Here is a 19,750-nt window from a genome sequence, read left to right on the forward strand (position 1 = left end):
ATATGGGTTTCCTCATCGGTATGCCGAGACACCAAGGTCTTGTCGCCACCGTCGTGGCTCATCGCTCGCTCGTAGCCGAGCTGACGCGCCGGGAGATTCACGGCAAATATCGGGGCGCCAATTTCGGCATGCTTTGGGCCTTGTTCAGCCCGTTCCTGATGCTGGCCGTCTATTCGCTGGCTTTCGGGAATATTTTGAAGAGCCGTTGGCCCCAAATCGGGGAAGGCGCTCATAGTTTCGCACTTATTCTTTTCATCGGTCTTATCATCCACGGGTTCTTCGGTGAATGCATAAGCCGTGCGCCACAACTAGTAGTTCAGAATCCAAATTACGTCAAGCGTGTGGTGTTTCCGTTGGAGGTGCTGCCATGGCCGATGGTTTTGTCTGCATTATTCCATCTCTTTACAAACCTCGCTGCTTTTATTGTCCTCCAGGCATTGGTTGATCACCGTTTCGAGTGGCAGGTCCTGTTATTTCCGTTTACAGTTGCGCCGCTCGCGATTTTGGCGCTCGGAGTGTCGTGGTGGCTGGCGGCGCTAGGCGTCTATCTCAGGGACATTGGGCAAGTGACCAGTGTGTTGGTAACCGCACTTCTGTTCACTTCGACTGCAATCATGCCTTTGTCTGCAGTTTCGCCGAGTGTGCGCTGGATGTTTAATCTGAATCCACTCAGCTTCATTATCGACCAGTCCCGAGGAATAGCGCTCTGGGGGCAAATGCCCGACTGGTGGGGTCTGGGCGTCTATGCCCTCGCGGCTCTGGCATTTACCTATTTGGGGTACTGGGTCTTTCTGGTGACCAAGCGGGGCTTTGCCGATGTCCTCTGAGGTCTCCATTCGAGTCAGCGAGGTCGGCAAGTGCTTTCCGATCTACGCGCGGCCGCATCACAGGCTGCTGCAGATGCTTTCGGTTGGGGAGGCAAAGCACCGTTGGTACAATGAGTTTCACGCGCTTTCCCGCGTGAGTTTCGAGATTCACAAGGGCGAGACCGTAGGCATCATGGGCCGGAATGGCTCTGGCAAGTCCACTCTTCTTCAAATTATTTGTGGGACCCTGGCGCCCTCTTCCGGTCAGGTCGAAGTAAATGGCCGAGTTGCCGCACTCCTCGAACTCGGGGCAGGGTTCAATCCGGAATTTACCGGCAGAGAGAATGTTTTCCTGAACGGTACGCTGCTTGGTCTCTCACGGCAGGAGATTGAGGCAAAGCTCGACGAGATACTGGCTTTCGCGGATATCGGTCAATTCGTCGACCAGCCAGTCAAAAGTTATTCCAGTGGTATGTATATCCGTTTGGCCTTTGCCGTGGCTATCAACGTATCGCCGGACATCCTCGTGGTGGACGAGGCCCTCTCGGTCGGCGACGAGGCCTTCCAACGCAAATGTTTCGCCCGGATCGAGAAAATACGAAACCAGGGTGCAACTATTCTCTTCGTATCCCACTCTGCGGGCACCGTACTGGAGCTCTGCAACAGGGCCATTATGCTGGATGGTGGCGAGTTGCTGGCCGTTGGCGCGCCAAAGGAAGTGGTCTCCCGTTACCAGAAGCTTCTCTATGCCCCCACAGAAATGGCGGAGGGCATTCGCGAGCGCTATCGCAAGGAGCTACACGTCTCGGTAATGTCGTCCGGTGCCGAGCCGTCGAGGCCCATTGCGCACGATGGCATAGCGCTTGCTCCGACGTCCGACGTACCTGACGCCTACTACGATCCGGGTCTGAGATCCCGAAGCGAGCTGCGTTTTGAATCCCAGGGGGCCGCCGTTGAGGATCCCCACCTCGAAACCCTCGGGGGGCAGAGGGTCAACGTGGTCAGGTCCGGCACGGAGTATGTGTTTTGTTACACGGCGGCTTTCAACCGACCAAGCACCGGGGTTCGCTTTGGCATGTTGATCAAGTCTGTGTCTGGGCTCGAGCTCGGCGGTGGCGTTACGTCAAGTAGCCTTGATGCGATCGACGTTGTCGAGCCTGGCAGTTCAATCACGGTCCGGTTCAGGTTTCGGTGCTTGCTCGCCCCAGGGACCTATTTCCTGAACGCGGGCATCCGCGGGCGGATTGGGGAAGAGGAAACCTTCCTCGACCGGGTTGTCGATGCCACTATCTTCAGGGTGCTGCCTGATCCGGGGCGGCTAGCGACAGGCTTTGTCGATTTTCACGTACAACCCCAGATCGAGATCCTCGCATCCGGAGGTGTGTCATGACTGTAGGTACGACAGACGGCGCAACGGCCCTGTTGGTACTCGGGATGCACCGTAGTGGAACTTCGGCGGTGACCCGGGTGTTGAACCTCTTAGGCGCACACCTGGGCGCCGATCTCCTGATGGCCCAGGCGGATAACAAGCGTGGTTTCTGGGAGCACGCCGAGGCGGTAGCTATTCATGAACGCCTGCTCACCGCACTTGGGCGCACGTGGCACGACACGAGGGAGCTACCGCATGGCTGGCTCGACTCGGCAGCAGCCAAGACGGCCACCAGTGAAATCGTTTCGCTGATCGAACGCGACATGAAGGAAAAGCGGCTCTGGGCGGTAAAGGATCCCCGCATGTGCCGCTTGGCTCCCATCTGGATCGACGCTTTGCATAAGCTGGGCATTGACACCAAGGCCGTGCTCGTCGTTCGGGAACCTTATGAAGTTGCCAGCTCCCTGCACATGAGGGACGGCTGGAGCTATGCCCATGCCTACCTGATGTGGGCAGAACACCTGCTGGACGCATATCGTGCCACCGTCAGTGTTCCCAGGGCCCTGCTCACCTACGACCAACTAATGGATGGTTGGGAACAGCATCTGACGCGGCTTGGGCGTGAACTCGCGGTGGCCTGGGATCCCAGTATCCAGGAGGCGCGCCCTTCCATCGAGGCCTTCCTGACTCCAATGGAAAGGCACCACCGCACATCCGAGCTGCATGTCCCGATTCCACCGGAGCGGTTGCCGCCCGCATTTCTCCAGAAACTATATGAGGCTTGTGCAAGGGCCAGCCAGGAGGCCGGTTGGAGCGGCCTTGAAGAGCTCTCCCAGGTGTTCTACGAAGTGGCAGGATTGTTTGTCGGTCCCATGGGCGAGCTCATCCGAGACCGCGACAAGGCCGCCCAGGCCCGGGCTGCTGAGGAGGCTTTGGCGCTCGAACGGCTCGACATCATTCACCGTCTGCAACCGGAGCTTGAGCAATCACATAGAGAACGTAGCAGGTTCGAGGTGCTGGCAGTTGAGAGGTTGGAGCGCATCCAGCAGCTGGACGACGAGCTCGCCAAGTGCACGAAGGAGTGCAGCAGATTCGAGGTGATTGCGGTCGAGCGGCTAGAGCGGATTCAACAGCTGGACGTCGAACTCGCTGACGCAACAGAAGAATGCAGCAGGTTCGAGGTGCTTGCGGTCGAGCGGCTGGAACGCATCCAGCAGTTAGATGCCAAGCTCGCGCTGTACGCAACAGAGCGCAACAAGTTCGAAGCGATTGCTGCCGAGCAGCTCGAGCGCGCGCGGCAGATGGAAAGCGAGCTTTCTCAATCCACAAAAGAACGTAACAAATACGAAGTGCTCGCGGTCGAGCGACTTGAGCGCACTCGACAGCTGGAAGCGGAACTTGCGCACGCCATAAGGGAAAGTGCACGCTTCGAGGTGCTTGCAGTGGAACGAGCAGAGCGCATCCACCAATTGGAAGCTGAGCAGGCTGGTATCCTTACCAGCAAGCAGGAAGCCGAAAGGCTGGCTGGGGAACGTCTCTCGCACCTGCAGCAAGTGGAGGCGGACCTGGCGGCACATTTGGAAGAGGTGCGACAGCTTCGAAGGCAATTCGATCAGCTGCGCGCATGGGCGGGTAGTCGTTGGTGGCTCTTGAAGAGGGCCATACGTCCTGTTGCGAGCTGATGCCGCTCGTCTACTGCCGTAGCACTGGTTGTCCATCGACCACGGAAGTTTTTTTGGCATGGAGTGACGTGTGAATCTGCTTGAGAAAGTCAGTTGGTACTACCGCAACCGTGGCCTCAGGGCCTTATTGGTGCGGGTTGTGCAGGGTAGACAGCCCTCGCCAGCCGAAGTGCTTAGTGGAAGCGCAGGCATCCCGCCGAAGGCCCCTCCCAAGCCAAGCGACACGCTCCTGTCCGCATCCTCGCTATTGGCAAATCGGTTTCCTTCCATTCAGCCTTTGCGAGTTTACACGGTACCTGGACGCGAACCGCGGTTGAACCTAGTAACCGACAGCATAAACGCCGGCTCCCTGTTTGGCGGGGTTGGGACCGCGATTATCTTGGCCACCATGCTTGCATCCAGGCGCGGCGCAAAGCTGAGAGTGGTTACGCGAACTGAAGCTCCCGACGAGCAGGGCTTCTCCCAAGTCCTGGAATGCAATGGCTTGACGACGCCAGGAAACGTCGAGTTCGTTCATTTGAACGTGAATGACAGCAAGAGCCAACTGGATGTTTGCGAAGGCGACAGATTCCTGACTACTTCCTGGTGGACGACGGCATCTGTTCTGGGCAGTGTTCCTGCTGGAAGAGTCGATTATCTGCTGCAGGAGGACGAGCGGATGTTCTATCCGCTCGGCGATGATTGGCTCCGCTGCAACGAACTATTGCAGCGGCGCGACATCCGGTTCGTCATCAACACGGAGTTGCTGTACAGACACTTGGTAGACAACGGTCTGGCGCATCTTAAGGATGTCGCCGTGTGGTTCGAGCCGGCCTTCCCTAAACAGGCCATCCAGGGCTCTATGACTACTGCCTCCTCCGGCAAGCGCAATCTATTTTTCTATGCTCGCCCCAACAACCTTAGGAATCTCTTCTACCGCGGCCTAGAGGTGCTCGATAGGGCAGTGCTGGAAGGGATTATCGATCCTCGGCGCTGGGAGGTTATCTTCGTAGGAAAGGACGTTCCTAAGGTCCGGCTCGGTGAGAAGCTCGAGCCCGTGGTGCTGCCTACGATGGGGTGGCGCGATTATGGCCGGTTCATCTCCGAGGTGGACGTTGGTCTGTGCTTGATGTGCACTCCGCACCCGAGCTACCCGCCGCTGGACCTCGCGGCAGCGGGAGCGTTTGTTCTAACAAACAAATTTGGTCTTAAGCAAGATCTGCGACAGTATTCGGATCGAATTGTCTGTTCCGAGCTCGACACGGTATCGCTACTTGAGGGGCTACGAACCGTGATCGCGATGGCTGAAAGCGAAGCACCACAGCCGCGAGAAGAAGCCAAGGTTTCCCGCTCGTGGCCAAGTAGCTTGAAAGCTGCCGTGGACCATCTGACCTAATGCAGGGAGCGCCCAATGTTTGTCGTCACCGAGCCGCCGTATTCGTACCAAGATCCTTGGGCGATTCCGTTTTCAGAGCGCTTTCGCGCGTTGTGTGTCGGGCGTAGGCGCGTTGCCTATTTTTATGAGCGCCCCGATACGAGCACCTTTCGTTATCGCGTCTACAACATGATCCAAGTGCTCCATGAGCTAGGTGGAGACATCGGCGCCAGCTTCTTCGGCAATGACGACAAGGACGAATTGACGCGCGTAGTTGACGCAGCCGACGTCATTGTCATCTGCCGCGCCCGCTATAACGAGCATATCAACCAGATGATCACCCGAGCCCACGCACAAGGGAAACGGGTGCTCTTTGACGTGGACGATCTGGTTTTCAATACGGACTACGTCCACCTGATCCTAAGAACCTTGGATCAAGACATCGAGGTACCTCAGGCTTGGGATCACTGGTTCGGGTTGATAGCGCGCATCGGAGCCACGCTGCGCATGTGCGATGGGGCGATTACCACCAACGCGTATCTGGCGTCCCAAATCCAGGAGTATTCCGGTCTCTACGCCGACGTTATTCCGAATTTCCTCAACAAGGAACAGCTATGTATCTCGGACCGCATCTTCCAGGAAAAGATGGGCGCCGGGTTCAAGCGTACTCGGGAGGTGCACATCGGATATTTCAGTGGTACGCCGACGCACAACCATGACTTTGCAGTCGTTGCCAAATCCCTGGCGCGCATCATGCGTGAGGACCCGAGGGTTCGCCTGCTGATCGTTGGCTTCCTTGAGCTAAAGGAAGGGCTCGAGATGTTCACCGACCGAATCGAGTTCTACGGCCTGCACGACTTCGTGAACCTCCAACGAGTGATGTCACTTGTGGAAATAAACATAGTCCCGCTTATGGACAACGGGTTCACTAACTGCAAATCCGAACTGAAGTATTTCGAGGCGGCCGCGGTGGGGACTTTAACCATCGCCACGCCGATCCACAGCTACAAAAATGCCATCACACATGGAGAGAACGGATATCTGGCGGAAAGCACGACGTGGACGGACCGCATACGTGAGTTGATAAGCAACCTGGATGGATATCAGCCGATGGCTGAAAGGGCACATGCCCATTCCATGCAGGAATACGGATGGTTCAACCAACTTGATCGTCTGGAAAGGGTGCTCTTCGGCCAGAAGGTGCTACAACCAAGCCAATCGTCACACACGCGCGAGCTTACTGCCTGGGGGCGGGATCAGTTTCGGCCGGCACACGCGACATCCTTTTGAGTAGGGCGGAGCCAACCTCACGTGAATTGGCCGGGGAGGCACAAACCCTCCCGCCCCTGGTTACCTGATGCTCATGGCCTCACTGGGGCGATGCGCCGCGAGGGCCAAAGCGGCGAGACCAATGGCCACGGACATCAGCCACCCAAAGAAATATGCTCCATGATCGATGCTAAGGATCTGGCGGATTGCAAGGATCCGGTGCGTCGCGACAGACAGCGTGAGGGAGGTTTTTTGAGCAACTCCGTTGATAGAGACGGTGCCAAAACGGGTATCCGCAGTAAGCCAGGCCGTAGGAGAATGCCCGGGCTTGGCGTCGATGCTTGACAGGCTGAGCTCGAATTCCGTTTCCCGCATCACTCCCTTCCTGGGGCAAAAGTATTTGAACTGGTTATCACCTAGACCAGCGGACTCCACCATCCAGCGCTCTTGGTGCTCCCCCTGTTTCCACGAGATTGCCAGTTTGCCCTCGTTGCGCCGTGCGTACGTAGCAAATTGGACCCCAATGCAGAGGTGTTGTCTTGTAGTGCCGAGCACGCTGGACGAAGGGATATGTCCCTTCTGTATCAAGCGGCTGCCACTGATGAACTCTCCCGCGGGTACCTGTCCGACTGGGGCGCTAGCCGAAAATTCACGCGTAACCCGAAAGGGAGTGAGCACCAGCAGCGCCAAGATGAGAAATAAGATGGATGAGCGCATGCGAAAGCTTAAAGCTGATCGTAGAACTTGAGGACGTGGTGGAGATAGAAATAGTCGCAAAGAAGCATGGCAAGTAGGGATCCGTAGAGAGTGAGCTTGGCCAGCCTTTGTCCTCGAAGCGGCCACGCCAAAGCGATAACGAGGAAGGGCAGGGCCGGATAGAAGTAGCGCCCTTGCGCAGCCCGTAGTTCACCATAATAGTCCGCCCTGACGTGTTCGTAGAGCACCAGGGAAAAAAGCAGCGTGCTAGCGCTACCCGCTGCAAGGAGCCATGAGCGGGGTTCGCCACGAAGCGCGCTTGGAAGGTGAACGCAAAGCATCGAAACTAGGGATGCGAACAGAAAAAAACAGTCGACGGCAGCCAATTGGCTGCGACCCATAGTCAGCGCGGCTAGTATCGCGGCAGTCGCAGAAAAAGCGGCGATTGCCCAATGCCCGCCCTGTTGCCGCCTGAGGGCACTGAGGAGCGCGTACGTTGAACAAAAGCAGAGACTGATCAGGAACCAGGAAAGCGCAGGGCCGGACGCTTGTATGGCCGTAGGCGACCTATGGATTTTACCACCGGCGTCAACGAAGAGGCCGAAATAATTAATAAGCGTTTCCTGCCAGAACGGCTGTACATGCATGTATTCAAAAAAGCCGATTGGCAGTTTGGAATGCGCTTCGGTCGCCAGCGGAAGCGGTTGATGCAGCAGCATCAAATTGCGCGACATCCAGATGCAGATGGGAAGGAACATGCACGTCCAGAGCAATGCTGCCTGTTTCACAGTGACCCAGCTAGATCGGGTTTGTTTTCTCCAAATCAGATAGACCATAGAGAAAAAGAGAGGCAGGGCCATCGCCAGTACCGTCACCTTGGTGATCAGGCCCAAACCTATCAGCGTCGCGCACCACAGCGCATATCGAATGTCGGTCGTGTCCGTCCAGCGCACGCAAAAAACGGTTGCCCAAAAAGCGAGGCATGCGACGAGCGTGTCATGGGAAACGCCGGATGCTTGCAGGAGAAATGTTGGCGTGCAACCCACGAAGATGCCGCAGGCGAGCGCAAGGGCGGCGTTACCTGTCACCTCAAGAACGAGATACATGGCCCCGAGGACAGCAAGCGCACCGAATAGCGCACTTACCAAGCGTACGCTTCGCACCTGGAATTCAAAACCGAGCCCGGCAGCACGTGTCGCCACCAGTATCGGTGCGGAAAAGGCATAGTAGAGGGGGGGGTGCTGCGCGATCCAGTTCGAGACTGGCTTCGTGTTCGAACGACCTTGGGACCGTGTCACATCGATCGCTATAGTCGATTTCCCGAGGAGAGGAAGGTGGCCTTCCGCTACTTCCTCGACGTAGGAATAGTGCCCGATCTCGTCTGGAATATTCCATAGGGGCGTGACGAATAGGCCGTACGCTGCGTACTTTAGAAAAAAAAACAACGCGATTGCCAGCATGATCGCGGAACTGGGGGATTTCCCGAACGATAGAGGCTTCATGCTTCCGCTAATTCTCACCAGTGAGCAAACTGCCTTTAGTTTCTTGTCACGAATCTATTGCGAAGTCCGCGAATCGCGTAGGCTTTCTCTTTTAAGATGTAGGTGTATCTGCTCTAGCAGCTTCCGGTTGGTTGCGATCAGATCGCCGATCAAGCCCATCATGTAGAAAAGCATTCCAAGCGTAATGCAAAGCGATGCCAAAACGACCGATTGAACATGGCCTTCCCCGCTCTGGCTGAAGTAGAAATAGAGAAATCGAATGCCGGCAGCAAGCCCTGCCAGGAGGAAGGCGGTGCCCACACTGACAAACAGCGCTAACGGTCGGTATATCACGAATACCCTCAGGATCGTGACGAGCGAGCGTTTGATGTAGCTGCCGATGCTCTTTACCAGGCGTGAAGGCCGAAGGTCGCCGTTCGTTCGGATTGGTACGGACGCTATTCGCAGGTTGCTAAGGCCCGCCTGGATGATGGTTTCCAAGGTATATGTATACGCATTAAAGACGTTTAACCGCATGGCTGCGTCGCGTGATATTGCCCGGAACCCGCTGGGGGCATCGGTCACGTCCGTCCTGCTAGCAATACGGACCGCCCAGCTGCCAAGCCGCTGCAGCTTCTTTTTGAGCCATGAGAAATGCTCTGTCTCGTCGATCGGCCGTGCGCCGACCACGATATCCGCTTGGTGGGAAAGTATCGGGGCGGTAAGTTTTGGAATATCCGCGCCACAGTATTGATTGTCCGCGTCAGTGTTGACTATGACGTCGGCGCCAAGCCGCAGACATGCCTCGAGACCGGACATGAAACCGGCTGCCAGGCCCCGATTTACAGGGTGGCGTACGACATGGTCTACCCCATGCGCCAGGGCGACCTCTGACGTATTGTCTGTCGAACCATCGTCGATCACCAGCAATTCAACCTTATCGAAACCCTCGACCTCGTGCGGAAGTTCTGCCAGCGTTATGGCAAGAGTCTCGGCCTCGTTAAGGCAGGGAATCTGAATAATCAATTTCATGTGGATTCCTTCTTGGGACAGCGATCCCTTGTTGAATTTGCAGCTTCGGTTTCCACGCCCGGTGTTGGAGGACTGGTGAGCCGTTATGCTGCCTAGCACCTGTCGATGGAAACCCGCTCATATCCTTTGGCGAAGCAGCACAATGCCGCCCCAGGCGAAATTTGCCAGGTCCCCGACAGTAGTAGCGATGCGCAGCGTGATGATCAACAGAACGGCTTGTGCTGGCGGAAGTACTCCCGCCAGCCATGCGCTTAATATCGCTTCCCGCACGCCGAGTCCAGCCGGGGCGCCAGGCGCGATGAAACCAAGAATCCAGCTGCTCGCGAAGGCTCCGATGAAAAACAACGGCCCGGGTACGTGCATCGCCTCCGGCGCGAGTGCGGCAGCCACGAGCCACAGGCCGAATCCAATAAGGATCAGGCCGCTCATGTACATCGAATAGCAGACGGCTGCACTGACGAGATCGAGGCGCAACGGGCCAGAGCAGGATCCCTCTGGGTCCTTGCCGCGCAGACGAGTAAGTGTTTCGACGACGCGAGGCGCGAGCAACAGCAACGCAGCGGCGCCCAGGGTGATCAAGACGAGAAGAAGGCCGCGGTACCGCGCAAATGGCCAGTGGGTGAAGGGCTCCGGCGGCGACCACAATAGTGTCAGCGCGCCCACGTGCACGGCCGCCACCAGAGCGAGCACAAGTTCATAGGTCACGGAAAGAATCGCTGGGGTGACCTGTATGCCCACACTTCGCGCCAGGGCTACCCGCCCGAGGTGGTGGGCAATGTTGCCCGGCAGATATTTGCCGAATTGGGTGGCCGCTAGAATCGGAAGAAGGCGTCTCACGGGATGCGGCTGCTTCATCGTGGCCAGCATCCTTACCCACGCCAAGGCAGTCGTGCTGATTGACGCCGCATAAAGAGCTGTCAGGGCCGAGGCGGCGTAAACCACCTGGCGGTCGAGCAGGCCCGAGAGGTCACGTCCGGCAAGAGCTCTCCAGGCATAGGCGATAAAGTAGCCCGTAGCCACGATGGCGAGGAGTACACTCAGACCTTTAGCCAGGCGCGTTTTCATGCGCGCTGCGCCATGGTTGGCTCCGGGGCCTCAGGCAGCAGCACGTACGAATTGCTCCCAGGTCTTGCCCAGCCCGGTCCGCAGATCGGTCTGGGCAGACCAGCCGTAGAGGCCGCGGGCAAGCGACGTATCCATGGCGATACAGGCTGCATCAACCGCACGGCTGCGATCGTAGGAGCGCTGAAGGCGCCGACCGCACACTGTCTCCATTTCCGCGAACAGGTCGTTCAGCGAGACACTCGTTCCACTCGCGCAGTTGACGACCTGCAGACCGCTCGCCATGGCGGATGAAAGGATGGTCAGGCAAAGGCGTATAACGTCGTCGATGTAGATGTAGTCTCGCCGGGCGCTTCCATCGCCCCAGACGTGCAGTACTTCCCCGCGTAGTATTTTTCCAAAAGCGGCTGGGATAATTCCGAATCCTGCCCTTTCCGGCTGGCCGGGCCCGTAGACGTTCGAGGGGCGCAACGCGACCGCCTTTCCGGCGAACTGGTCGCACCACGCAGATATGAATGCTTCGGCCGCCAGCTTGCCTGCGCCATGGTAAGAGCGGGGATGCACGCGCGCTGTCTCGGCCGAGGGCTCGTCTGCGTCGGCATAGAGCGAACCGCCGGATGAAAGGAACAGAAGCTCGGTGTCGGGGTGCTCCTGAAGGGCATGCAAGAGGCAGGCTGTAAGGTGCAGATTGGTCTCCACCTCCCTCAGCGGTTGCGCTGCGGACGTCCCGGGCGTGGACGTGGTGGCCAAGTGGACCACCGCTCTGCTGCGCTCGAGCAGTGGCCGGAAATCCTCCGGATGGCGAAACTCGCCCGTCACGGTCTGGACCGCGGGGTGGTTGAATCGCGCGGCACCACGGCTGGCGGCTATGACAGAGTCGCCACGTGCACACAAGGCGTCCACCAGGGCACGTCCTATGAACCCGCTACCGCCCAGCACCAAAACGGCGTCACTCATGGCTGGCGGCACCAAGAAGGCGTTCGTAGATAGTCACGTAGCGACGAGCGCAGTCGTCCCACGTACCGTAGTCGGCCATCACCTGCTGTCGGGCGGCCTGTCCGAACGAGGCATTGGCATGTGGATGTTCGAGTTCCTCGAGTGCCGCCGCATAACCGTCCATCGAATCGCACAACCGGCCAGTGAGGCCGTCGCGCACCACTGTCTCGTGTGCTGGCATCCGAGAGGCGATGATGGGTAGGCCGGCAGCCATTGCCTCGAGCATGACCTGAGGACGGCCTTCCGCATGCCGGCTCAACGTGATCAGGCCACTGGCCCGCGGGAACCAACTGTTGGCGAGTTCCTCGGGAGAGGCGGGGCCATGGTAGTGGACCCAATCTGGCACCGACACCTGTTGTTCCATCGGACCGAAAAGATGTAGTTGGCGTCTGCCATCGGCAAAGAGCGGGCGCGACCAGTCGAAAAGCGGGCCAATCTTGTCGGCGGTCAGGCGAGCAACGACCAGCCACCGTCGGGGAGCTTCTTGCTCGGGGACGCGCTCGACGGCATACCAGGCGGGATCGATCCCGAACGGTACCGGGCAGACCTCCGCGATGTCCCCGAAGGACTGTGTGAGCGCTGGCAGCATCCATTCTGCATTGGGACAAATCGCCGTGCGGCGGCCCCGCATCATCCTGCGCAACATCAGGCGCATGAATGGCAGACGCAGCAACTTGAGGTCGTTTCCCAAAACAGTTATCAGGGCCGGTTTGCCGTTGCGGGGCAAGGGCAACGCCGATTGCAACCAATTGATGTGGTAGACGTCCACGCGAGGTTCGCGACGGTAGGCTGTGGCCAGGAGGCGAACCAGCTTCACGGGTGCCATCGTTGCAGCCAATCCACCGCTACGCATCACGTGCGAGATGCCCCCACGGTCCACCAGATTTCCCAGCCAGCGCGATTCTTGGGGAGTGCTTACGGCCCGCGCGGCCGGCGGCAGTTCACCCGGAGGGGCCCAAATGTTCAGCTCGAGCGACGGCACGCGCCCCAGCGCGAACGCCATGTTCCTTATGAACACGCCACGCCAGCCCGCTTTGTCCTGAGGGTACATGGTGCTTACGAAAAAAACTCGCATCGACGGCGTCCGTGGCTAGGTGGCAAATGGCGTGATCCCTGGAAAGCATATATGCGTGTGGTCAATCGGTAAGCACCCCGCCTTCCCCTTCGGCCATCGGTTTGCGCAACTCGGCATGATGGCCCATGGACGCGTTAGGCCAATCGGGCCAACAGGCAGCCAGCGCCCAGCACGTCACATTGACCAGACAGATCATCAGTAGCGCTAGCGGCAAGAGCAGGATCCGTAGAAGCGGATGGCAGCCATTCACACCACCGGCGATCGCTAGGCAAGTCATCAGTCCGGCAGCCCGCAGAGCATGCCCCGAACGTCGCAACTCCACGACCTGGAGACCAGCGCGCTCCGCGTCCCTGCGCAACCCGTATCGGGTGTAGCGCTGGAAATCGAACGGCTCGTTGTGGACCGGGTAGAGGAAAGGCATCGAGATCCAGGCGGATCCACCCGGCCGCAGAACCCTCGCAATCTCCCGGACAGCGAGACCGGGATCGGGCACGTGCTCGATTACTTCCAGGCAAACGACACCATCGACGGCGGCGTCCGTGACAGGCAGTGCGCAGGCGTCGGCAAAGATATCAGGGCGTGCCGCGTAGAACTGATTGCCGGTCGCAGGATAGTCCAGCGCCACGTAATCCACATCGTTGCCGAGATGCGACGCGATCCATCGGTCGGCTGCACCCACATCAAGAATCCTGCCCTTCGCGCTTCTGAGGCTAAAGGGCACTTGGCGTCGGCCGAGCAGCCACTGAGGATGAAGCGGGGTGCTGCGGACCAGCCGCGCCAAGTCGCGTAAAGAACTCACGTATGCCCCTCGAAGATCACGTGAATGGCAGGAAAGTTAGCCACAAACGGCAGCCGGGAGGCACTAGCCAGTCCTTGGCCATGGAGGACTCCTTTTTGGCAGCAAGGCAGCGAGAACCCAAGCGCCCCTTTTTGGGGGCGTATCCTTGCGCAATCCGACCTGCTGGATATCAACCGATCGCCTGCTCGAGCTCCGGAATGATCTTGAACAGATCACCCACCAGGCCGATGTCCGCCACCTCGAAGATCGGTGCCTCCGGGTCCTTGTTGATAGCGACGATGGTGCCGGCGTCCTTGATGCCGGTCAGGTGCTGGATGGCGCCGGAGATGCCGATGGCCATGTACAGCTCCGGCGCGATGATCTTGCCGGTCTGGCCGACCTGCATCTCGTTGGGCACGTAGCCGGCGTCCACGGCGGCGCGCGAGGCGCCGACGGCCGCGCCGATCTTGTCGGCGAACTTGTAGATGATCTCGAAGTTCTCCTTCGAGCCGACGCCGCGGCCCCCGGAGACGACCTTGGTCGCGCTCTGCAGGTCCGGGCGATCGCTCTTGCCCTGTTTGAGTTCGACGAAGCGGGTGTGTGAGGGCAAGGTGACGTCCAGGTTCAGCGCCTCGACCGGTGCGTTGTTCGCGCCACTGGCGGCCACCGGCCAGGAGGCGGTACGGATGGTGGCGACCACGGTCTGCGCCGGGTCGGCCTCGACCGTGACGATGGCGTTGCCCGCATAGATCGGCCGCTTGAAGGTGTGGCTGCCCTCGACCGCCATCACGTCGCTGACCTGCACCACGCCGAGCAGGGCGGCCACGCGCGGGGCCAGGTCCTTGCCGAAGGTGGTCGAGGGGGCGAACACGTGGCTGTAGCCGGCGGCGGCCCTGGCCACCTGCGGCGCCAGCACGGCGGCGAGCGCGTGCGCGTTCTCGGCACGGGTGGTGGTGAGCACACGGCTGACGCCTTCGATCTTGGCGGCCTCGGTGGCGATGGCGTCGGCGTTGTCGGCCAGCACCAGCACGTCGATGGCCTCGGGCTTGACCGCCACGGCGGCGCTCACGGCGCGCGCGGTCGAGGGGTTGAGCTTGCCGCCCAGGTGTTCGGCGATGACGAGGATCTTGCTCATGTCTTCTCTCCAGTTCCCGGCGGCCGCTTACAGCAGGCCCTTCTGCTTCAGGGTGGCGACCAGCTCGGCCGCGTCCTTCACCATCACGCCCTTGCTGCGCTTGGGCGGCGCGGCGTAGTGGGTGGTCTTCAGGTGGTCGCCGCCCTCGACGCCGAGCGAGGCGAACTCGATCACGTCGATCGGCTTGGACTTGGCCTTCATGATGTCCGGCAGCTTGATGAAGCGCGGCTCGTTGAGGCGCAGGTCGGTGGTGATGACGGCGGGCAGATCGGCTTCGATGGTTTCCAGACCGGCGTCCACCTCGCGGGTGACGTTGGCCTTGCCGTCGGCGATCTCGACCTTGCTGGCAAAGGTGGCCTGCGGGCGGTCCCACAGCGCGGCCAGCATCTGGCCGGTCTGGTTGGCATCGTCGTCGATCGCCTGCTTGCCCATGATCACCAGCCCCGGCTGCTCCTTCTCGACCAGCTTGAGGAATACGCGCGCGGCGGTGAGCGGTTGCACCGCCTCGGCGGTGGTGACGTGGATGGCGCGGTTGGCGCCCATCGCCAGGCCGTTGCGCAGGTGCGCGGTGAGGTCGGTCGGGCCGATGCCCACGATCACCACTTCCTCGGCCACGCCCTTCTCGCGCAGGCGCAGGGCTTCTTCCAGGGCGATGTCGTCGAAGGGGTTGGCGGAAAGCTTGACACCCTCGGTCACCACACCGGTGCCGTCGGGCCTGACCTGGATGCGGACGTTGTAGTCCACCACGCGCTTGTAGCCGACCAGAATCTTCATCGCGGTTCCTTGACTATCTCGGCCCCAGAGGGCCGCCAAAACCGACATTGTACCCGCATAGCCTGGTACACGAAGGTGTGAAGGCGGCGGTCAGCTGCTCCGCTGGGCGAATGGATAGGGGGTCGACGGAGGCTCGTCGAGGCCGCAGAGGCTGGCGGAACTGGCGACTTCGAAGCCCTGCATTTCCACCGCAGCTGCAAATAGGCGTTCGGCAGCGTGGGCCAACGTGCCGTCTGTTTGTCCAGACTCGTTTTCGAATTCGTCCATGCTCAAATGCGAATCCAGCAGCACGCGTAACGCTGCCGTCCGCACCCAGAACATGGTGCCTGCAATAAAGCCGGTTTCGGCGATGGAAACCCGTATTCCCGTGCGGGCGGCAAGAAAGGCCACATTCGCCCGGTTCGCTCCCCAGAAATCGGATACCGCCTGCCGGTGGCCTTCCGGGTACACGAGACCCAACGTGGGCTGGCTTCGATAAGCATCCAGGATGCGCGTCGCGCGTTCCGGCGACACGAGCTTGCTGAGCAGTTCGCGTCGCCATTGCCCTCCGTTGGCGCGATGCACGGACCGCTTGGTGTGCAGCTTGAGCACCACCTCGACGCCTTCGTCGAGCAGGCGGTTGGCAACGTGCAGGAACGGCAGGATGTCGCGCCCGCGGTTCTCGAAGACCTCCACCTCCGCATCGACGCCGAGGCCTGACAGGCATGCGTGGACCGCAGCCGCCCGCTCGGGCGCGGTGGTGACCACGATGCGCCAGTCGATGCCGGTTGCCTGCAGCGCGACGAGGATCTCGTCCAGGACGTCCGTGTACCAAGCGTGCACGACGGCGCAGGGCCTGAACGCCTCGGCTGCGGGGGAGGGTTCACGCAACGCGTCGCGGGTGGCCTGCAACCAGGCGAGCCCCAGCCGGGTATCCGGCTCCAGCACGGCACCCTCGGCCCATTCGTTCCAGGCGTTGACAAACACCAGCGGTTGCTCGGGTTGCCGCCGCCGCGCGACCTCGATCGCGTGGCGCAACCAATCGCGATAGCCCCGCGGAGAGGCGTGAGCGTACACGCGTCCCTGGCCGCTGCGCCGCGGCTCGTTGTCCCAGCCAGGGTTGACGCCCGGGTAGCGCAGGTAAGGTGGGTCCGGCTGCGCCATGGCCCGACGTGCCAGATCGCGCCAGTCGTAGACGTCGCCGCGAAACTCCGGATTCAGAAGCCGCTGACGCGCCGTGATGGGTTCCAGCGTGGTGTTGTTGGGAGGGAACTCCACGGCGGCATCGAAGCCGATCTCGCGCGGGTCGACGCGATCGAAGCTCTGCACGTAGGCCAGGTGGATTTCGCCGATGTCCGCGTCCCGGCACCAGGTCCGCCAGCGCGCAGCGGTAGCCTTCGGGTCCGGAAGCAGACTGGGGCGATAGATGAGCAGCATCGGCCGGCCTTGCACCCGCAGGTAGCGCGGGTCGCGCAGGTAGCGCGCGACATAGGCGATGAAGGCCAGATCGTCCTCGGGGCTGTGCCGCTGGCCGATCAGGAGATCATCGGCGCGGCCGTCCCACCGGCGGGTCCAGCTCTCGTTGGCCCAGCACAGGCACATCGGCAGCTCCAGCGTGGGGTCTTCGAGCCACTGCAGCAGCGGCTGCTCGAGCAGGCGTTCTCCGCCGAACCAGTAGAAGTAGCTGCAGAAGGCGCCGATGCCGTACGCACGCGCAAGCTGCATTTGGCGACGCATCACGACGGGCAGGCGCAGGTCGTAGAAGCCCAGCGCACCCGGCAGGCGGGGCTGGGCATGGCCCTCGAACTGCGGCAGCGCACGCGCCACGTTGTGCCACTCGGTGAAGCCCTCCCCCCACCATGCGTCGTTCTGCGGGATCGGATGGAACTGGGGCAGGTAGAAGGCGACCAGCGTGGCAGGCAGCGGCGCGGGAAGAGGTTCCTCGCGCGGACCGACAAAACCGATCGCCCGGGTGGCGCTGTGCCGGCGCGGGCGGCGCAGGTCCGTCCGCGTCCCCGGATCCTGCCCGCGGGGGCCCGATGGGATCAGGTGCGGATGCCGCTCCAGGAAGCGCTGACGCAGGCGGTCGCGCGTCACTGCAGGGAGCGGCAACGCCCTGAAGCCGGAGCGCAACAGGAAGAAGAGGCAGCGTTTGGCGATGGACGACATGGCGGCGTCAACCCAGGACACGTTCGAGCGTGGCAGCCGCGGCTTCGGCCGAAAAGTGCCGTCTGACGTTGTCCAGGCCATGGACGGAAAGCCGTTCCCACAGCGACTCGTCGCGGCTCAGACGCGCGGCCGCTTCGGCGATCGCGGGGGCGTCGTCCGCCACCAGGACGTCCGTGCCGTCGGCCAGCTGCATTCCTTCCACGGCCACGGTCGTGGCGATGACCGGCAGGCCGTAGCTCATGGCCATGTTGATCTTGCCCTTGACCCCCGCGCCGAAGCGCAACGGCGCCAGGGAGGCCAGGCAGCCGTCGAGCCACGGCTCGAGGTCCGGCACGCGACCGTGCAGCTCCAGGCCCGGCCGGGCCAGTTCCGCGCGGACGGTTTCGGGCATGTCGCCCAGGACGTGCACGCGGATGCCGGGCATGGCCTCGCGCAACCGGGGCAGGATCTCGGCGGCGATCCAGCGGATCGCGTCGGCGTTGGGCGGGTGGCCCCAGCCACCGATGAAGACCAGGTCCCTGCGCTCGCCCGCGGGACAGCGGCAACCGTGCACCTGGTGGATGTTCGAGAGCAGTTCCACGCGCGCCTGCGGCACCAGTTCCGCCAGCAGCGCCCGTTCGTGCGCGCTCACGACGAAGGTGACGTCGCTTCGCGCGATCAGCTCCAGTTCGCTGCGCTGCGAGGCGGCGGCCTGTCGGGCGAGCGCGGGGTTGCCGGCGAGCTCGGCGGCGCGGCGCTCGCGCAGGAAGTGCAGGTCCACCGTGTCGAAAAGAAGTCGCGCCTGGGGCGCATGACGGCGCACCAGATCGGCGTACTGGCCGGCCACCGTGTGGCGGCAAAGGATCACCGCGTGCAGTTCCCGGCCGTGGCGGCGCAGCCACTGCGGCAGGTCCGGCGCGCTCGCATCGCCGAGCATTTCGCAGCCGAGCGCGCCCAGTTCCAGCATCTCCCGGCGGCCGGCCCGGCGGTCGTCAGGGAAGAAACACGCGCTCCAGCCCAGCCGGTCCAGCACTCGCAGGATGCCGCACAGGCGCAAGGAGCCGGAGTCCCGGGTCGGGTCCGGGGTGGTGGTGTCCACCACCAGTACGCGGCCGCGCGTACGCCAGCGCACCGCGCGTTCAAGCGGCGTGTCCGCAGGCGGCTGCGCGGCGAGCTGGTCGGCCCACTTGGCGACGAAGACGGCCTGGTTGAGCACCTGGTGCCGCTTGGTGCCCGCGGCCGGGTCCGTGCCGGCGGTGATCCCTTCGAAGTGGATCACCGTGCTGGCCGGCTCGTAATAGACGCTCAGGCCGAGCTGCCGCACGGCGAACGCGAGATCGGTGTCCTCGTAATACGCGGGCCGGTAGCGCGTGTCGAAGCCGCCCACGCGATCGAATGTCTCGCGCCGGATCATCAGTGCGGCGCCGGTGACGTAATCGGTGCGGCGCCGGTACTGGAAGGCGGGCGCGTCACGCGGCTCGAAGCGCCCCGTGTTCCAGCAACTGCCGTCCGCGAAGACCAGGCCGCCCGCCTCCTGCAGTCGTCCGTCCGGGTAGACCAGCCGCGCGCCGGCGATGCCGCAGTCCGGTCGCTCGGCGAAACAGGCGAGCAGGGCATCGAGCCAGCCGGCGGTGACCTGCGTGTCGTTGTTGAGGAAGACCAAGAACTCGCCGCCGGCCGCGGCGGCCCCCGCATTGCAGCTGTCGATGAAGCCGCGGTTGGACGGATGGCGCAGCAGCCGCAGGTTTTCGACCTGCGTGAGCACGCTGGCACTGTCGTCGGGCGACGCATCGTCGACGACGATGACCTCGAAGCTGGCGCCGGCGCCGTGCCGAGCCAGCGAACGCAGGCAGGCCAGTGTGTAGTCGAGCTTGCCGTGGACCGGGATGACGATCGACACCTGCGGCCGATCCGCGCGTGGAAGCGCGAAGGGTGCGAAGGGTTCGTCCAGCGGCAGCAACGCCAGGTCCTCGGCGACATCAGGGCGCGGGGTGAGCTCCTGGCGGACGCGCGCCAGCGTTCCCCGCCAGCCGCGCAGCGCGAAGCTGCCGCGGACGCGCTGCCACTGGTAGCCCAGGCGCTTGAGGCGCCATTGCAGGTTGACGATCAGAGAG

The 19,750-nt window shown here is 61.6% G+C and carries 16 protein-coding genes; 5 read left to right on the forward strand and 11 right to left on the reverse strand.

The features are described 5' to 3' along the window. Positions 1-2: 2 nt before the first annotated feature. From WAT24_RS12165 to WAT24_RS12185, 5 genes are all read left to right on the forward strand, one after another. Entirely contained in the window at positions 3-827 is an 825-nt protein-coding gene (locus tag WAT24_RS12165) for an ABC transporter permease (RefSeq protein ID WP_336808151.1), read from the forward strand. Further along, the gene (locus WAT24_RS12170) at positions 817-2,196 is read left to right on the forward strand and encodes an ABC transporter ATP-binding protein (protein WP_336808152.1); all 1,380 of its coding nucleotides are present in this window, start codon (positions 817-819) and stop codon (positions 2,194-2,196) included. Before WAT24_RS12165 ends, WAT24_RS12170 begins: the two co-directional genes overlap by 11 nt. Then, the gene (locus WAT24_RS12175; protein ID WP_336808153.1) at positions 2,193-3,857 is read left to right on the forward strand and encodes a sulfotransferase; all 1,665 of its coding nucleotides are present in this window, start codon (positions 2,193-2,195) and stop codon (positions 3,855-3,857) included. Before WAT24_RS12170 ends, WAT24_RS12175 begins: the two co-directional genes overlap by 4 nt. Before the next feature lie 313 nt (positions 3,858-4,170). After that, positions 4,171-5,232, forward strand: coding sequence for a rhamnosyltransferase WsaF family glycosyltransferase (locus tag WAT24_RS12180; protein ID WP_336808154.1), 1,062 nt, complete (start codon positions 4,171-4,173; stop codon positions 5,230-5,232). Positions 5,233-5,247: 15 nt separating this feature from the next. Next, positions 5,248-6,501, forward strand: coding sequence for a glycosyltransferase family 4 protein (locus WAT24_RS12185; RefSeq protein WP_336808155.1), 1,254 nt, complete (start codon positions 5,248-5,250; stop codon positions 6,499-6,501). A gap of 60 nt (positions 6,502-6,561) precedes the next feature. On the opposite strand, the gene WAT24_RS12190 is transcribed toward WAT24_RS12185, so the two are convergent. From WAT24_RS12190 to WAT24_RS12240, 11 genes are all read right to left on the reverse strand, one after another. Continuing rightward, positions 6,562-6,918, reverse strand: coding sequence for a hypothetical protein (locus WAT24_RS12190; protein ID WP_336808156.1), 357 nt, complete (start codon positions 6,916-6,918; stop codon positions 6,562-6,564). 287 nt (positions 6,919-7,205) lie between these two features. After that, positions 7,206-8,678 (reverse strand): ArnT family glycosyltransferase, encoded by a 1,473-nt coding sequence (locus WAT24_RS12195; RefSeq protein WP_336808157.1) that lies wholly within the window; start codon positions 8,676-8,678, stop codon positions 7,206-7,208. Positions 8,679-8,732: 54 nt separating this feature from the next. Then, a complete protein-coding gene (locus WAT24_RS12200) occupies positions 8,733-9,689 on the reverse strand; it encodes a glycosyltransferase family 2 protein (protein WP_336808158.1) in 957 nt (318 codons plus the stop codon). 117 nt (positions 9,690-9,806) lie between these two features. Continuing rightward, the gene (locus tag WAT24_RS12205) at positions 9,807-10,754 is read right to left on the reverse strand and encodes a lysylphosphatidylglycerol synthase domain-containing protein (protein WP_336808159.1); all 948 of its coding nucleotides are present in this window, start codon (positions 10,752-10,754) and stop codon (positions 9,807-9,809) included. Between the two features lie 30 nt (positions 10,755-10,784). Next, positions 10,785-11,708, reverse strand: a complete 924-nt coding sequence (locus WAT24_RS12210; protein WP_336808160.1) for an NAD-dependent epimerase/dehydratase family protein — start codon at positions 11,706-11,708, stop codon at positions 10,785-10,787. Further along, positions 11,701-12,750, reverse strand: a complete 1,050-nt coding sequence (locus tag WAT24_RS12215) for a glycosyltransferase family 4 protein (protein ID WP_336808161.1) — start codon at positions 12,748-12,750, stop codon at positions 11,701-11,703. Before WAT24_RS12215 ends, WAT24_RS12210 begins: the two co-directional genes overlap by 8 nt. Before the next feature lie 133 nt (positions 12,751-12,883). Continuing rightward, positions 12,884-13,621, reverse strand: coding sequence for a class I SAM-dependent methyltransferase (locus WAT24_RS12220; protein ID WP_336808162.1), 738 nt, complete (start codon positions 13,619-13,621; stop codon positions 12,884-12,886). Positions 13,622-13,790: 169 nt separating this feature from the next. Beyond that, positions 13,791-14,735: an electron transfer flavoprotein subunit alpha/FixB family protein gene (locus tag WAT24_RS12225; RefSeq protein WP_336808163.1), complete on the reverse strand. Its 945-nt coding sequence runs from the start codon at positions 14,733-14,735 to the stop codon at positions 13,791-13,793. 27 nt (positions 14,736-14,762) lie between these two features. Beyond that, positions 14,763-15,509, reverse strand: a complete 747-nt coding sequence (locus WAT24_RS12230) for an electron transfer flavoprotein subunit beta/FixA family protein (protein ID WP_336808164.1) — start codon at positions 15,507-15,509, stop codon at positions 14,763-14,765. Positions 15,510-15,599: 90 nt separating this feature from the next. Next, positions 15,600-17,657 (reverse strand): glycoside hydrolase family 99-like domain-containing protein, encoded by a 2,058-nt coding sequence (locus tag WAT24_RS12235; RefSeq protein WP_336808165.1) that lies wholly within the window; start codon positions 17,655-17,657, stop codon positions 15,600-15,602. A 7-nt stretch (positions 17,658-17,664) separates the two neighbouring features. Continuing rightward, the gene (locus WAT24_RS12240; RefSeq protein WP_336808166.1) at positions 17,665-19,536 is read right to left on the reverse strand and encodes a glycosyltransferase; all 1,872 of its coding nucleotides are present in this window, start codon (positions 19,534-19,536) and stop codon (positions 17,665-17,667) included. Positions 19,537-19,750 lie beyond the last annotated feature (214 nt).

This window comes from Fulvimonas yonginensis (genome assembly GCF_037137055.1).
In the GTDB taxonomy this organism is placed as follows: domain Bacteria; phylum Pseudomonadota; class Gammaproteobacteria; order Xanthomonadales; family Rhodanobacteraceae; genus Frateuria_A; species Frateuria_A yonginensis.